At 52.9% G+C, this 15,657-nt stretch carries 11 protein-coding genes and 1 pseudogene; all 12 read right to left on the minus strand.

Annotated features, from left to right (window positions below):
* Window positions 1-5 precede the first annotated feature (5 nt).
* The 12 genes and pseudogenes from AACU94_RS10195 to narK all read right to left on the minus strand — a co-directional run bounded on the left by AACU94_RS10195 (window position 6) and on the right by narK (window position 15,562).
* Window positions 6-1,088 (minus strand): fatty acid desaturase family protein, encoded by a 1,083-nt coding sequence (locus AACU94_RS10195; RefSeq protein ID WP_135489381.1) that lies wholly within the window; start codon window positions 1,086-1,088, stop codon window positions 6-8.
* The gene (locus AACU94_RS10200; protein WP_135489382.1) at window positions 1,075-2,199 is read right to left on the minus strand and encodes a sterol desaturase family protein; all 1,125 of its coding nucleotides are present in this window, start codon (window positions 2,197-2,199) and stop codon (window positions 1,075-1,077) included. Before AACU94_RS10200 ends, AACU94_RS10195 begins: the two co-directional genes overlap by 14 nt.
* Window positions 2,192-2,795, minus strand: a pseudogene (locus tag AACU94_RS10205) (phosphatase PAP2 family protein). The gene AACU94_RS10200 and the pseudogene AACU94_RS10205 overlap by 8 nt, the downstream one beginning before the upstream one ends.
* Window positions 2,792-4,078: a F390 synthetase-related protein gene (locus AACU94_RS10210; RefSeq protein WP_135404283.1), complete on the minus strand. Its 1,287-nt coding sequence runs from the start codon at window positions 4,076-4,078 to the stop codon at window positions 2,792-2,794. The pseudogene AACU94_RS10205 and the gene AACU94_RS10210 overlap by 4 nt, the downstream one beginning before the upstream one ends.
* The gene (locus AACU94_RS10215; RefSeq protein ID WP_135489383.1) at window positions 4,075-4,881 is read right to left on the minus strand and encodes an MBL fold metallo-hydrolase; all 807 of its coding nucleotides are present in this window, start codon (window positions 4,879-4,881) and stop codon (window positions 4,075-4,077) included. The genes AACU94_RS10210 and AACU94_RS10215 overlap by 4 nt, the downstream gene beginning before the upstream one ends.
* Entirely contained in the window at window positions 4,859-5,875 is a 1,017-nt protein-coding gene (locus AACU94_RS10220; RefSeq protein ID WP_135489384.1) for an NAD-dependent epimerase/dehydratase family protein, read from the minus strand. Before AACU94_RS10220 ends, AACU94_RS10215 begins: the two co-directional genes overlap by 23 nt.
* Window positions 5,872-6,879 carry a 3-oxoacyl-[acyl-carrier-protein] synthase III C-terminal domain-containing protein gene (locus AACU94_RS10225; RefSeq protein WP_135489385.1) on the minus strand — a complete coding sequence of 336 codons (1,008 nt, stop codon included), beginning with the start codon at window positions 6,877-6,879 and terminating at the stop codon, window positions 5,872-5,874. Before AACU94_RS10225 ends, AACU94_RS10220 begins: the two co-directional genes overlap by 4 nt.
* A gap of 235 nt (window positions 6,880-7,114) precedes the next feature.
* On the minus strand, window positions 7,115-7,792 hold the full coding sequence (narI, locus tag AACU94_RS10230; protein ID WP_001160110.1) for a respiratory nitrate reductase subunit gamma: 678 nt from the start codon (window positions 7,790-7,792) through the stop codon (window positions 7,115-7,117).
* On the minus strand, window positions 7,792-8,502 hold the full coding sequence (gene narJ, locus AACU94_RS10235) for a nitrate reductase molybdenum cofactor assembly chaperone (RefSeq protein WP_000571678.1): 711 nt from the start codon (window positions 8,500-8,502) through the stop codon (window positions 7,792-7,794). The genes narI and narJ overlap by 1 nt, the downstream gene beginning before the upstream one ends.
* Window positions 8,499-10,037 (minus strand): nitrate reductase subunit beta, encoded by a 1,539-nt coding sequence (narH, locus tag AACU94_RS10240; RefSeq protein WP_046082940.1) that lies wholly within the window; start codon window positions 10,035-10,037, stop codon window positions 8,499-8,501. The genes narJ and narH overlap by 4 nt, the downstream gene beginning before the upstream one ends.
* Entirely contained in the window at window positions 10,034-13,777 is a 3,744-nt protein-coding gene (locus AACU94_RS10245; protein ID WP_135489386.1) for a nitrate reductase subunit alpha, read from the minus strand. Before AACU94_RS10245 ends, narH begins: the two co-directional genes overlap by 4 nt.
* Before the next feature lie 393 nt (window positions 13,778-14,170).
* Window positions 14,171-15,562 carry a nitrate transporter NarK gene (narK, locus tag AACU94_RS10250; protein ID WP_135489387.1) on the minus strand — a complete coding sequence of 464 codons (1,392 nt, stop codon included), beginning with the start codon at window positions 15,560-15,562 and terminating at the stop codon, window positions 14,171-14,173.
* Between the last annotated feature and the right edge of the window lie 95 nt (window positions 15,563-15,657).

Below are 15,657 nucleotides of genomic sequence, written 5' to 3' on the forward strand. Positions count from 1 at the left end.
TCAATCTATTTCTCCCCCATTCGCCGTAAAAACTGCTGCTGTAGCCTCAGCAAATCCGCTAACGTCAATAACTGATAATCCAGACCTTGCTGGCTGGCAATTTGCGCGATAATGCGGCTTAACGCTGGATAATGGCGATGATGCCAGTGAGGAAAAAGATGATGGGTAAGATGCAAATTAATTCCGCCCAGCCAGTAGCCAAGCCATGCAGGTTGCGGCGTCCAGTCAAAGGTAGTGGCGAAGGTATGCGCCAACCGGCCCACGGCCATTTTGCCCTCTTCTGGCGGCAATTGCGTATGCCCCTTCGCCCAGTGCGTTCCGATAATCAACATCACAAAGATCAATGACGCCAGCAGCTGGCTAAGCAGATAAGTCAGCAGGATGGTCATAAAACTAAAATCAGACAAAAGCCAGGGAAGTATCAGACACAGCGCGCAATGCGCCAGTTTCCCGGCTAAGAAATACCCCCAGCCAGCAAAACCCCTCAGGGCCAGATGCCGTGTTACCGGCGTATACCCGGCGCGATCGAGCCAGTCCACCACCCAGATATACCAGGGAAAGGTGAGCGCCGCGACCAGTGGCCAGTAGCGATGTTGCTGGCGCATAAAAGGTCGCCACCGCTGCCATGGAGTCTGGCGAAGAATGCCATTTTCTGCGGTATCCGGATCGTAAAATTCAATATTGGTAAAGCCGTGATGAAAGCGAACGTGGCGCACCCGCCAGCAGTCCGGATCAAGTCCCATCGGGAACGCAACCCACCGGTTAAGCCAGGCATTGGCCTTTTTACCACGCAAAAACGCATCATGCGAAGCGTCATGCACTACATTGACCGCTAACAGCATGGCGCAAATCATCATCGCCAGATACCACAACAAATACAGCCCCCACTGGCTTTGAGACAACGACAGTGAATAACAGAACAGACAGGTAATAATCAGTGCCGCCATTTTGGTGAATGCCCAGCCGTCGGCATAACGATGACCGCCTACTTTTGCGAGGTACGATTTCGTACCATTCTGTAACTGTTTGACCAGTTGCGGATCATCAGCAGGAAAAGTGATTAACCTGTCGGGATTAAACAGGTTCATAGCGTTTCCTTAGCGACTTACGTCCTACACCGATTAGGAATAACACGCAATGGGCCAGCAAAATGCCCGCTAATCCCTTCCAGAGCAGAGTGCTCCATGAACACATATAAAGAATAAAATAGAGCAGTGACAACGTCACAGAGCACCACAAAATCATTCCCCAACGCTGCCCGTCGCTCATGCCCCCCAGCGCAATGGAGCCTGCCACCAGCAGAACAAATAATACGGCTTGCTCACTGGTAATAAACTCGATGCCATAGCCATATTGTTGAATGTAGCCAAGCACCAACATAAACAGCAGGATCACCCCTGCCCCCACTGCCCACGCGGAACTTTGGTAGCGACGTTCAATCGCTTTGCCAAATGAGCGAAAGCCCATTAAGCGTAAAAATGGCAGGTTACTCTCGCGCATCGGGTTACAGGACAAGCGACTATTTTTTACGCCATAGGCCACGTCATGATCCGGCCCGGCGCTATAAGAACCGAAAATTTTATCCCACAACAGAAAGGTGCCGCCGTAATTGGTATCGGCATATTGCTTTTCATTCAGATGATGGACGCGATGATGCGAAGGCGTGATCAGCACTTTTTCCAGCCAGCCCAGTTTCGGCGTTAGCGCGTTATGGTTAAAAAATTGCCAACTATAGTGAATAATAGAAACTGCCAAAAAGACCTGTAACGGCACACCAAGCAGCGCCAGCAGCATAAAAAATGGAATTGAGGTTAACGAGGAATACCACGAGTTCCGCACGCCTAATGACAGGTTGTAGTGTTCACCCTGATGATGCACCACATGTACCGCCCACAGCGGGCGCATTTCGTGATGCCAGCGATGCAGCCAGTAAAAGCCAAAATCCCACGCAAGGATAGTAAACAGCCATAGCAGGATCACCGGTGCATTATCAAACAGCCCAAGGCTGAAGTGATTGACCACCTGGCCATAGCAGAGCACTTCCAGGCAGCGAAATAACCACAGCATCATATGACCGGAGTTGATATTAAAAATAACGTCCAGCCATTCCACTTTTTGCCGCCCGGTGAATTGCAACACGCCCGCTTCGGCTAACACCAACAGCACCATCAATATGATGGGAAACAGTAAATCACTCATATTGCGTCTTCCTTTTCTCGCATATTGCGCATATCCAACCGCAAATCGACGCCAGCAACGCGCCGCCTACTAAATCGATAAATAAATGTCTGCGTAATTGCAGAATCGAAAAGGCGATCGCTATCGCCCAGGCAACACTCATCAGCGTCAGCCAACGGTTCCCCTTTTTGGCAATCGCCCATACCGCCAACAGCGTGAGCGCCGCATGTAAAGAGGGAAAACAGTTCTGACTTGAGTCAATGGCGATCAGCCCGTTTAATGCACCCGTTGAGATCCCCGACTGCACAAACGGGGGATATTGCATAGTTGTGGGCCAGAGAAGATAAAACAAGCCAGCTACAAGTGCCGAAAGTTGCATTGCGCGGGCCAGCCAGCGCAGGTGGCAAAGTGGTGTGGATAAATAACCTAACGGCACAATTAAAAAAAAACGAGAGATACAGCCACACGGCAGAGGGTGAAAACGCAATCAGATTATCAATTACTGACGGCGTTAATTGATATCCCTGACCTTGCAGGTAGTCGCTAAAGTTATAGATAACCCCAACGGTTCCCCAGCCCAGCAGCATCTGTTTCAGGCGTAGTAGTAGATTGCTCATTCCCGCCCCCACTCACGCACAATTCGCCGCCGCTTGGCTGTAAAAGCAACTGGCACTGGTTGCGACTCAAGGAACCATATCAAGTGCTCCACTGCGATATTCTGGCGCATAAACAAAGCATTCAACGCTTCCCGGCACTGCTCCAGCATCCCCGGTTCGCAATCTGCTATTAGCGTTAGCTGTGCTGCCCCGGTTTGTAGCAGGCGATAATCAGCAGTTAACGGCAGCGTCATCGCCAGCACCCGACTACAGGCATCGGCAAAAACGGTCTGCATATCGCCAGATCTTGTCGGCAGTTGCAGTTGATCGTCCTGCCGCCCTTCGATACGCGCAATCGCCATTGCCGCACTGCCACAAGGGCATGGCTGTTCACTTGCCACCAGCACATCATCAAGTCGATAACGCACCACCGGCTGCGTGGTGCGGGTAAAGTCTGTGACGATCGGCACGAAACGGTGCTCATCCAGCCATTGCGGTTCAATGTGAACAAATTCTTCGTTGAGATGTAACGTGCCACACCGGCAGGTAGAGGCGAGAAAGCCTTCTGTCGCCTGATAAATCTCGCCCACATTGTTGAACACGCTTCGCAGTAATTCCCGATCCTGCGACTCCAGAACTTCCGCTACCGAGATCACTTTTTTGACCTTTAGCGTTAGCTCTCCGGCAATCACCGCCAGCGCCAGTGCGCGTAATACCTGAGCTGGCGCGACAATAATCGTCGGCGCTCGCTGTTCCAGTTGTTTGAGTTGCGCCTGAAATGGCGCCAGCAGATCGTAAAAGTCGAGACTTAACCAGCGGTTATTCACGCTTTGATAGAGGTTGTTGTCCGCGCGCAAAAACAGTGCCACCCGCTCTCTGGCAAATAAACCGTCGGGTAACACTTTTGCCAGCACACCGGCGGCCCAAATCTGTTGCTCGTGCGGGCTAACAACAAAAAGCCCACGACGCCCCGATGTACCTGATGAAAGCCCGACGCTGAACTTGCCCACGCTGGGTTTGAAATCACGACTCTGCTCACTGCGCATTGCACAGGCGAGAAGCTCGTCGCGCTTTAAACCCGCGGTATTCATCTCATCGAAGTGCGTCATCATTAACGCTTTGTCCATCAACGGCCACTGGTTAAAGGGCAAGGCCAGATAACGCTGAAACCACGGGCTTTTAGATAAGACATTTTGCCGGAACTGATGCAGCCTTTTTGCCTGCCAGTATTCCAGCGCCTGGCGATCGGTGAAATGCAGCCTGCGGGTACGGAAGTAGCGCCAGAGTAAAGCCAGCGGGATCATAAATCCCCCTCGTGGCACAAACGAATGTCCACTGCGCCGTTTTGCCAAAGCTGATGTAATTGCCCAAGCGTGCGGTAGTAGGCGCGGCTGTCGGACATAACCAGATGCGCCAGTGGTGAAGGCCCGCGCAGTTCGCGGTAGTTTGCAGGTGCCCAAGCGGCATCGCCAGCCAGTAAAGTCCAGCCATTGTCGGTCAACACAAATGCGCCAATATGTCCGGCAGCATGACCCGCAAGCGGCACGAGGATAATTTCGCCATTGCTTTCTGGCAGCAAATAGCCACTCTCAAACGGTGCCAGTTCAGGAGGCATATTCACCAATGCGAAACTTTCAATAAAACGCAGTGAAGAGTCAAAATTCTCCGGGATCAGCCCTGGCACAAAGGCCTGACGCAATGCGGCTATGCCACGCAGCGTTCTTACCTGCTGCCAACCTTCACCAGAACAGATACAGGCGACATCAGGGAAATCGCGCAGGCCAGCAATATGATCGGCGTGAAAATGCGACAGAATAATCGCATCAACATCTTTTGCCGCCAGTCCGTGTGCGGAAAGTTGCCGCACCAGCGCCTGTTGTGGATCGAAATAAACCGGCGTGACCTGGCGATAAAGACGAAATACGCCGGATTGCGTGTAGTGTTCGAACCACGATGAATAGCCGGTGTCCCACAGCCAGCGTTTATCCCCCACTTCCAGCAGCCTGGCGCGGGCGGGGAATTTACACACTTTCAGCCCTGCCCCTTTTAGCGCAATGCAGCCAATATGGGTACACCAGCCCGTTTCAAATGCGGTTATTTTTGCCATGTTCCCTCAGCCATTGTCCCGTGATTGCAATACCTTGCTCCATCGAAAAGCGCGGGTGATATCCCAACTCTGTAATGGCCTTTTGCGCACTCAGCGTCATATCAAAACAGAGTGTTCCGGCGCTGTAACGTGTGATAACAGGTTCCTGATTAACGCATTTCCCGTACAGCTCCAGGCCGCGCGCGACCAGAGAAAGCAATGGCCAGGGAACGGTAGCAATTTGGTAGCTCAATCCCAGTTGTTGGCGCAGCAAGGCGTCAAGCATTACAGATAATTTCTGCGGCTGATGATTGCTGATGTTGTAAATACTGCCCGAGCGTAAGCCTTCAACCTGTGTTGCCAGCTGCATGGCATACACCACATTTTGCACGAACGTGAGATCCAATAACGCTTCACCACCGCGTGGCAAACGTAAGCTGCCGCCCCCCTGTTGCAGTTGCTGCATCAGACGAGGAACAATCACCTGATCATGAGGACCAAACAAACCACGGGGACGCAAAAGAATAAACCTCGTGGCAGGATATTGCGCTACTGCCCCGGCAATAGCCTGCTCAGCGGCATATTTACTGCTGGCATAATGGCTGGAAAATGTTCGCGCAAGATAATTTTCTGGCAGGTCATAGTGATGTTGAAAATCAAAGTAAACTGCAGGCGTGGAGATATGGATAAACCGGGGAATGTTCAGCCTGCCTGCCGCCTGTGCCAAAGTGTAGGTCGCTTTGACATTGGCAAGCCAGAATGCCGTTTTGTCTCCCCAGGGCGAAGACTTTGCCGCACAGTGCCAGACGGCATCGCAGCCTTCCATCAACCGGGCGCAGTCATCCTCAGTTGCCTCGGTTAAATCGAGAGCCACAAACTGTGCACCTGCGCTTACGAGAACTTTGCCAACCTCGCGATTTCGCCCTGTTGCCACAACCGAAACACCCGATTGCAACAAATATTGCACAGCATTTCGCCCCAGGCCGCTGGTCGCCCCCGTCACGAGAATTTTCACGGTAAAAGCACCATGCCTGCCAGCGTTAACCCCGCCGCCGTGCCAATCAACAGCGCAGGTTTATCCGCAGTAAAACGACCGCTAATTACCGCTTCATGCAGCGCTGTGGGTATAGACGCAGCAACCTGATTGCCGTAGAAGCGGTAGACATCAATAAGCGCAGATTCCGGCACTCGCAGCCGTTTACGCATATGTTCAAGGGAAAGATGACTAGCCTGATGCGGAACGACCGTACCGATATCAGCCAGTTGCAGACCGCTTTTTTGCAGTAAGCGCGAAAAATAATCTTCAATAAGTGAAGAGGCAAAACGAAACAGCGGTTTCCCCTGCATATGAAAAAGGAAGTCGCTATCACTGACGCCTGAACGAGGATTACACCGCGTGCCGCCAGCGCGAATTTCACACAGCTCGTTACCTTCGGGATACATTTCGATCAGGCTGGCGATAATCCCGCTGCGACCATCGCCCCGCTCGACAATCGCACACGCCGCGCCATCACCAAAAATGAGTGACGACTCTTCATGATCCCAGTCGATACCACGTGAAGCAATATCTGCCGAGACGATGGCAATGCGCCGATATGCTCCACAGTTTAATAATCCGGCAGCAACTTCCAGAGCGGAAATAAAGCTGACACAGCTACTGTTGATATCAAATCCGGCAACGCCTGCGGGCATAGCAGCGGCTTTAAGAATATGAATTGCGCTACAGGGTAATGCCTGTACGGCAATGGCTGACGCACAAATTAACAGATCAATATCAGAAGGTTTTAAGGCAGCCGATGCTAACGCATTATGCAAAGCCTCTGCCGCCAGTTCGGCCTGGCTGGCGTCGTTGCTGGCAAAATAGCGCCAGCAAATGCCGGAACGTCGCTCAACGTAGCCCGCAGGTTTATTTAACTGAACATCCAGTTGTTGAGAGGTAATTTTATCAGGGGGTAAGGCGATCCCCGTGGCGATTATTTTTAATGCCGCAGAGATCGTCGATTGATTAGGTTGATCCACGGTCAGTGCTCCTTCACTGCTCCATAGGTGGGCCAATCATATCGATGAGGTTCGTTTCTCTACAATCTGAAATATCGACAATGTGTAACTGATGATTTCAGCAGGCTGACAACGTGCGTTACGTTATGCCGGATGCGGCGTGAACGCCTTATCCGGCATACATACCACGTAATATCAATGAGTTGCATGACTCTGTAGGCCTGATAAGCGCAGCGCATCAGGCACTATGTCGTGCTTAGTGACGAGCGCGCACCAGCTGATACTTACGTGTCAGATACTCCACCGGTACGCTCCAGATGTGTACCAGACGCGAGAACGGGAACAGCAGGAATAACGTCATCCCCAGCACCAGGTGCAGACGGAAGATAAACGCCACACCATCAAGGTGTTGAGAAGCACCACCGTGGAAGGTCACTACCGACTGCGCCCAGCCAACCAGTTTCATCATCTCGCTACCGTCCATATGCTGGGCGGAGAACGGAATGGTCAACAGGCCCAGCGCGCACTGGATAACGAGCAGCGACAGGATCAGGATATCCGCTCCGGTAGTGGTTGCACGCACGCGTGGGCTGAACAGGCGACGCTTCAGCAACAGCACGCCACCAATCAGACACAGCACGCCGCTGGCACCACCAGCAAACATCGCCATTTTTTGTTTCACTTCAATCGGCAGCCAGGCTTCATACATCCAGTGCGGCGTCAACATACCGAAGAAGTGACCGACAAAAATCCCCAGAATCCCGATATGGAACAGGTTCGACGCCAGGTTCATTCCTTTACGGTCCAGCATCTGGCTGGATGCCGCGCGCCAGGTGTACTGCCCGTAGTCATAGCGCAGCCAACTACCAATCAGGAAGACCGCCCCGGCAATGTACGGGTAGATATCAAAGAAGAACATATTCAGGAATTGCATTAGTGCTGTCCTCCGGTGGTGATATTCAGATATTGCGGCGCGACGGCACCGGCAAAGCGACGCTGATGAGCAGTGATTGCTGAATCACCACAGCCTTTGTCTGCAAAGAACTTAACCTGCTCTTCTTCCCAGACAGCATCCAGCGCCTGCGGCGTATCGTCGCGCGCTTCATCGGCAATTTTTTCCGCCACTTTGTCGCTGTCGATAGCGGTATTCGCCAGTTTCAGCAGCAGGTCAAACAGCACAGCATAACGGCTTTCACGCTGTTGCAAACGCGCGCTCAGCAATGCCAGAATCGGCGCAATGTCTTTCAAACCCTCCACGGCTTCGCTTTGCGGCAGCTGCGCCAGGTATTCCAGATACAGCGGCAGATGGTCCGGCAATTCGCGGCTGTTTAACTGCAAGCCGTGCTGCTCGTACTGCGCCAACAGGTCAACCATTGCCTGACCACGATCGCGGGATTCACCGTGAACATGTTCGAATAGCAACAGTGACGTGGCGCGACCACGGTCGAACAGTTCGCTATACTGCGCCTGGGCATCCAGCGGATCCATCGCCGTTAAATCGCGCAGGAAAATGCCCAGCGCATGGGCATCTTCTTTCGACAAATTTTCCGACGCGGCAATCGCCTCGAACATCTCCTGTTGATGCTGCCATAAGGCAGCATCCGGATATTCAAGGAGACGCGATACAATCACGAGTTCGATCATGGATGCGGCTCCGTTTTGCTGGTCACATCGATGGCATCGATACGACGGCTGTTGAACAGATTGAACTTGGTATCTGAACCGTGGCAGCCGTCACCAAAGGTAAAGCCGCAGCCATTTTTCTCCGGGAAGGCTTCCCGCGCCAGTTCACGATGACTGCTCGGCACCACAAAACGATCTTCGTAGTTAGCAATCGCCAGATAACGATACATTTCCTGCGCCTGGGCTTCGGTCAGACCGACCTCTTCCAGCGCACGGGTATCAACTTTACCGTCAACGGTTTCAGCACGTTTGTAATGACGCATTGCCAGCATGCGTTTCAGCGCACGCAGTACCGGTTGGGTGTCGCCTGCGGTCAGCAGGTTCGCCAGATACTGTACCGGGATACGCAGGCTTTCGACGTCTGGCAAAATACCGTTGCTGCCCAACTCGCCAGCGTCTGCTGCAGACTGAATCGGAGACAGAGGCGGCACGTACCAGACCATCGGCAGTGTGCGATATTCCGGATGCAGCGGCAGCGCCAGTTTCCATTCCATCGCCATTTTATAAACCGGCGACTGCTGCGCAGCTTCAATAACGCTCAGCGGGATACCGTCTTTAATCGCCTGCTCGATGACCTTCGGATCGTTCGGATCGAGGAACACGTCCAGCTGACGCTGGTAGAGATCTTTTTCGTTCTCGGTGCTGGCCGCACGTTCAATGGCGTCCGCATCGTACAGCAGCACGCCGAGATAACGGATACGACCGACACAGGTTTCTGAACACACCGTCGGCTGACCGGCTTCAATACGCGGATAGCAGAAGATGCACTTCTCAGACTTACCGCTCTTCCAGTTGAAGTAGATTTTTTTGTATGGACATCCGGTGATGCACATACGCCAGCCACGGCATTTATCCTGGTCGATCAGGACGATGCCATCTTCTTCACGCTTGTAAATCGCACCGCTCGGGCAGGTCGCCACACATGCCGGGTTCAGGCAGTGTTCGCACAGGCGCGGCAAATACATCATGAAGGTGTTTTCGAACTGGCTATACATCGCCTTCTGGATGTTGTCGAAGTTCTTGTCTTTCGCCAGCTTGTCAAACTCACCGCCCAGGTCATCTTCCCAGTTCGGCCCTTTTTCGATTTTCGCCATCCGTTCGCCGGTAATCAGCGAACGCGGACGGGCAATCGGCTGCGATTTGCTGCCTTCCGGCGCGGTATGCAGGTTCTGATAATCAAAATCGAACGGCTCGTAATAATCGTCGATACCCGGCAAATGCGGGTTAGCAAAGATTTTACCCAGCAGCATGGCGCGGTTACCCATGCGCGGTTGCAGTTTGCCGTTGATTTTACGGATCCAGCCGCCTTTGTATTTTTCCTGGTTTTCCCAGTCGGTCGGGAAGCCCTGGCCCGGCTTGGTTTCCACGTTGTTGAACCACGCGTATTCCACGCCTTCGCGGCTGGTCCAGACGTTTTTACAGGTAACTGAACAGGTGTGGCAGCCGATGCACTTATCGAGATTCAGCACCATGCCGACTTGTGAACGAATTTTCATTTTACGCTCTCCTGTACCTGGTCATTGCCTTCGCCATCTAACCAGTCAATGTTCTTCATCTTACGCACTACAACAAACTCATCGCGGTTAGAACCTACAGTGCCGTAGTAGTTAAAGCCGTATGCCAGATGGGCATAGCCGCCGATCATATGCGTCGGTTTCGGCGTGATACGGGTGACCGAGTTATGGATACCACCACGCTGTTGGGTAATTTCCGAACCAGGCAGGTTAACGATACGTTCCTGCGCGTGGTACATCATGGTCATCCCTGCCGGAACACGCTGGCTGACAACCGCACGTGCAGTCAGAGCACCGTTGCTGTTGAAGACTTCAATCCAGTCGTTATCGGCGATACCCAGATCTTTGGCATCGGCTTCACTCAACCAGACCACCGGACCACCGCGACCCAGAGTCAGCATCAGCAGGTTGTCGCTGTAGGTGGAGTGGATACCCCACTTCTGGTGCGGCGTCAGGAAGTTGAGCGCTTTTTCCGGGTTGCCGTTGGATTTCTGCCCCATCACTTCTTTCACCGAACGGGTGTCGATCGGCGGACGATAAACCAGCAGGCTTTCACCGAAATCACGCATCCACTGGTGATCCTGATACAGCTGCTGACGACCAGAGAGCGTACGCCACGGGATCAGCTCGTGAACGTTGGTGTAACCGGCGTTGTAAGAAACGTGTTCATCTTCAAGGCCAGACCAGGTCGGGCTGGAGATGATTTTGCGCGGCTGTGCCTGAATATCGCGGAAGCGGATCTTCTCGTCTTCTTTATTCAGCGCCAGATGCGTATGGTCACGACCGGTAAACTCGCTCAGGGCAGACCAGGCTTTCACGGCTACCTGACCGTTGGTTTCCGGTGCCAACGTCAGGATCATCTCTGCCGCATCAATGGCGCTGTTGAGCATCGGCTGGCCTTTCGCCGGGCCTTCCGCTTTGGTGTAGTTGAGCTTACGCAGTAGATCCATCTCGCTCTGGGTGTTCCAGGCAATCCCTTTACCACCGTTACCGATTTTCTCCATCAACGGACCGATAGAGGTAAAGCGTTCGTAAGTTGCCGGATAATCGCGCTCTACGACCATAATGTGCGGTGCGGTTTTACCCGGGATCAGGTCGCATTCGCCTTTTTTCCAGTCTTTCACATCCAACGGCTGCGCCAGTTCAGCGGCAGAGTCGTGCTGGATAGGCAGCGTGACGATGTCGGTTTCTTTACCCAGATGACCGACGCACACTTCGGAGAATTTCCTGGCGATAGCTTTGTAGATTTCCCAGTCGCTTTTCGCTTCCCAGGCCGGATCGACTGCCGCAGACAGCGGGTGAATAAACGGATGCATATCCGAAGTATTCATGTCGTCTTTTTCATACCAGGTCGCCGTCGGCAAAATGATGTCGGAATAGAGACAGGTGCTCGACAGACGGAAGTCCAGCGTCACCACCAGATCCAACTTGCCTTCCAGACCGTTGTCCTGCCAGTCCACTTCTTCCGGCTTCACGCCGCCCTGTTGCCCCAGGTCTTTGCCCTGGATACCGTGTTCTGTCCCCAGCAGGTACTTGAGCATAAACTCATGACCTTTACCGGAAGAACCGAGCAGGTTAGAACGCCAGATGAACAGGTTACGCGGGTGGTTTTTACCGTTTTCTGGTTGTTCTGCCGCAAAACGGATGGAACCGTCTTTCAGGGATTTCACGGTGTAATCTACCGGATTCATCCCGGCTTTTTCTGCTTCGCCAGCGATAGTCAGCGGGTTAGTGCCTAACTGCGGCGCAGACGGCAGCCAGCCCATGCGTTCTGCACGAACGTTGAAGTCGATCAGGTGTCCGGTATAGCGGGATTTATCCGCCATCGGCGACAGCAGTTCTTCCGCAGTCACGGTTTCATAACGCCACTGGCTGGAGTGGTTATAGAAATAAGAGGTGCTGTTCATGTGACGCGCCGGACGCTGCCAGTCAAGGGCAAACGCCAGCGGCTGCCAGCCGGTTTGCGGACGCAGTTTTTCCTGACCTACATAGTGCGCCCAGCCGCCCCCGCTCTGACCGACACAACCGCAGAAAATCAGCATGTTGATCAGACCACGGTAGTTCATGTCCAGGTGATACCAGTGGTTCAGACCCGCACCGACGATAATCATCGAACGACCGTGCGTCTTGTCAGCGTTATCGGCAAATTCACGGGCGATGCGGATAATCTGACTGCGAGAAACACCGGTAATCAGCTCAGCCCAGGCCGGGGTGTAAGCTTTCACATCGTCATAGCTGGTTGCACAGTTAACGTCGTTCAGGCCACGTTCCAGACCGTAGTTTGCCAGCGTCAGATCATAAACGGTGGTCACCAGGGCGGTGCTGCCGTCAGCCAGTTGCAGGCGTTTCACCGGCAGTTTGTGTAGCAGAATGTTTTCCAGTTCTACTTTGTTGAAGTGTTCCGTGCCGTCGCCACCAAAGTACGGGAAGCCCACTTCAGCGATCTCATCCTGGCTACCCAGCAGGCTCAGTTGCAGCTCGGTTTCTTCGCCAGTTTTGCCGTCGCGCTGTTCAAGATTCCATTTGCCCTTCTCGCCCCAGCGGAAGCCAATAGAACCGTTCGGCGCAACCATTTCGCCATTGGTATTAAAGGCGACAGTTTTCCATTCCGGATTGTTTTCCTGGCCCAGCGCATCCACCAGATCGGCAGCGCGCAGCATACGACCCGCGGCGTAGTAACCGTCGCGTTCTTCCAGCATCACCAGCATCGGCATGTCGGTGTAGCGACGCACATAGTCGGTGAAATACTGGCTTGGGTTGTCGAGGTGGAATTCACGCAGCATTACGTGGCCCATCGCCAGCGCCATTGCCGCATCGGTGCCCTGTTTCGGTGCCAGCCACAGATCGCACAGTTTGGCGATTTCAGCATAGTCCGGCGTGACAGCAACAGTTTTGGTGCCTTTGTAACGCACTTCAGTAAAGAAGTGAGCATCCGGGGTACGCGTCTGCGGCACGTTTGAACCCCAGGCGATGATGTAGCTGGAGTTGTACCAATCAGCGGATTCCGGAACGTCAGTTTGCTCGCCCCAGGTTTGCGGAGACGCAGGAGGCAGGTCGCAGTACCAGTCGTAGAAGCTCAAGCAAGTACCGCCAATCAGCGAGAGATAGCGCGCACCCGATGCGTAAGAAACCATCGACATTGCCGGAATTGGCGAGAAACCAGCGACACGGTCCGGGCCGTAGTTTTTGATGGTGTAAACGTTAGAGGCGGCGATCAGTTCGTTCACTTCCTGCCAGGAAGAACGAACAAAACCACCGCGTCCACGCGCCTGCTTAAAGCTTTTCGCTTTATCGGCGTCTTCAATGATAGAAGCCCATGCCTCAACCGGATCGCTATGCAGCGCCTTCGCTTCACGCCACATTTTCATCAGGCGTTTGCGCATCATTGGGTATTTCAGGCGGTTGGCGCTATAGAGATACCAGGAGTAGCTGGCACCGCGCGGGCAGCCGCGAGGTTCATGGTTTGGCAGGTCCGGGCGAGTACGCGGATAGTCAGTCTGCTGGGTTTCCCAGGTCACCAGACCGTTTTTAACGTAGATTTTCCAGCTACAGGAGCCGGTGCAGTTTACCCCGTGGGTAGAGCGGACGATTTTGTCATGCTGCCAACGCTGGCGATATCCATCCTCCCAGTCACGGTTGGTATTGAGAAGCTGGCCATGCCCATCGGCAAAGGTTTCGCCCTTCTGCTTGAAGTAGCGAAACCGGTCCAGGAATTTACTCATCGGTTTTCTCCTGTGGGAGCCTATCGGCTCTCTGATAAATCGACATTGCTAATGTTTAAAGGCAAGGTAACGCTCTGAAACAACGTGGGAATTGATAACGATCAAGAGTGATGGGGATGAAAAATAAAGTAAATTCCTAAGATACTCCTTAAGGGTAATTAAGGGTTTATATCTAACAGACTGTAAAATAATGGTTTTTATGCTATCTCACATTTATACACTTCGGATTTTTATACAGGTGGGTATTAAGGAGTATCCCCCATGGATGACATATTAATGGTGCTTAATTGACGCAATTGAAAATAATTATCGCCCTCAAAGTATGTTGTAACTAAATGACAAATAAAAAAAGCGCGACATTACGCCGCGCAAAGGATAATCAAATATTACGATTTATTTTTTAGAATGCCGACCGTATACCGCCCAGGTAATCACCACGCAGGCGATATAGAAAATCAAAAATACTTTCATTGCACCGACTGGCGAACCCGTTAATGCCAGTGAGCTACCAAACGCTTTCGGGATAAAGAAGCCACCGATAGCGCCAATCGCAGAGATGAAACCCAGCGCCGCAGCAGTGTCGGTTGCCGCTTCACGCATGGCACGTTCGTCAGAACCGCCTTCTGCTTTCACGCGATCCATCGTCAGTTTACGGAAGATCACGGAAATCATCTGGAAGGTGGAGCCGCTACCCAGCCCTGCGGTCAGGAACAGTGCCAGGAAGACTGCAAAGAACGCCATAAAGCTTCCGCCCTGCCCGTCAGTCGGTAAGGTGAGGAACAGCAAGCCACTGAAAATCGCCATCAGCACGAAGTTCACCAGCGTGACACGGGTACCGCCAAGACGGTCAGACAATGCACCACCAGCAGAACGCGCCAGTGCGCCAATAAACGGTCCGAAGAAGGCGTAGTGCAGAATCTGCACGTCCGGGAACTGCGTTTTGGACAGCATGGCAAAGCCCGCAGAGAAACCGATGAAGGAGCCGAAGGTTGCCAGATACAGCAGGCTCATAATCCACAGATGCCCACGTTTGAGTACCGGTAACTGCTCCTTGATGGAGGCTTTCGAGGTAGCAAGGTCGTTCATGCCAAACCACGCCGCGATGGTGAAGATGGCGAGGAACGGCACCCATACCCAGGACGCGTTCGCCAGATACAGCTCGGTGCCATCAGGCTGTGTTACACCCTGGCTACCAAATGCAGCAAAAATTGACAGTGATACCACCAGCGGAGCAACCAGCTGCATGACGCTGACACCCATGTTGCCCAGACCACCATTCAGGCCCAGCGCGCCACCCTGCTTCTGCTTCGGAAAGAAGAAGCTGATGTTTGCCATACTGGAGGCGAAGTTCGCGCCAGCAAAGCCGCACAGCAGAGAGATGATGATGAAGACGCTATATGGCGTAGTGGTATCCTGAACGGCAAAACCCAGCCAGACGCAAGGAATAATCAGAATACCGGTGCTGAATGCCGTCCAGCGACGACCACCGAAGATTGGAACCATAAAGGAGTATGGAACACGTAATAATGCGCCAGAAACTGAAGGTAGCGCAGTCAGCATAAATAGCTGATCGGTCGTAAAATTAAAGCCGACTTTCGGTAGGTTCACCGCAACGGCACTGAATAACATCCATACGCAAAACGCCAGAAGCAGGCAGGGAACAGAAATCCACAGGTTACGGCTGGCGATGCGTTGACCGCGTTGTTGCCAGAACGCAGGATCTTCCGGTCGCCAATCTGTAATGACTGCTCCAGTAGCCCTTTCGGGGGCGGATGAGTGACTCATAGACACCTCTGATACTCGTTTCGATGTCTGCCACCTTAGTGTCTGTAGCCAAAGGCAATTTGATGTAAATCAAACGACAATATAACTTTATCTAT

Origin of the sequence: Escherichia sp. E4702, from assembly GCF_963883545.1 — a bacterium.
Lineage (GTDB): Bacteria > Pseudomonadota > Gammaproteobacteria > Enterobacterales > Enterobacteriaceae > Escherichia.

Coding starts and splice junctions, on each gene's coding strand:
- AACU94_RS10195 (WP_135489381.1), bottom strand. CDS start 1,088: ATGAACCTGTTTAATCCCGACAGGTTAATCACTTTTCCTGCTGATGAT.
- AACU94_RS10200 (WP_135489382.1), bottom strand. CDS start 2,199: ATGAGTGATTTACTGTTTCCCATCATATTGATGGTGCTGTTGGTGTTA.
- AACU94_RS10210 (WP_135404283.1), bottom strand. CDS start 4,078: ATGATCCCGCTGGCTTTACTCTGGCGCTACTTCCGTACCCGCAGGCTG.
- AACU94_RS10215 (WP_135489383.1), bottom strand. CDS start 4,881: ATGGCAAAAATAACCGCATTTGAAACGGGCTGGTGTACCCATATTGGC.
- narI (WP_001160110.1), bottom strand. CDS start 7,792: ATGCAATTCCTGAATATGTTCTTCTTTGATATCTACCCGTACATTGCC.
- narJ (WP_000571678.1), bottom strand. CDS start 8,502: ATGATCGAACTCGTGATTGTATCGCGTCTCCTTGAATATCCGGATGCT.
- narH (WP_046082940.1), bottom strand. CDS start 10,037: ATGAAAATTCGTTCACAAGTCGGCATGGTGCTGAATCTCGATAAGTGC.
- AACU94_RS10245 (WP_135489386.1), bottom strand. CDS start 13,777: ATGAGTAAATTCCTGGACCGGTTTCGCTACTTCAAGCAGAAGGGCGAA.
- narK (WP_135489387.1), bottom strand. CDS start 15,562: ATGAGTCACTCATCCGCCCCCGAAAGGGCTACTGGAGCAGTCATTACA.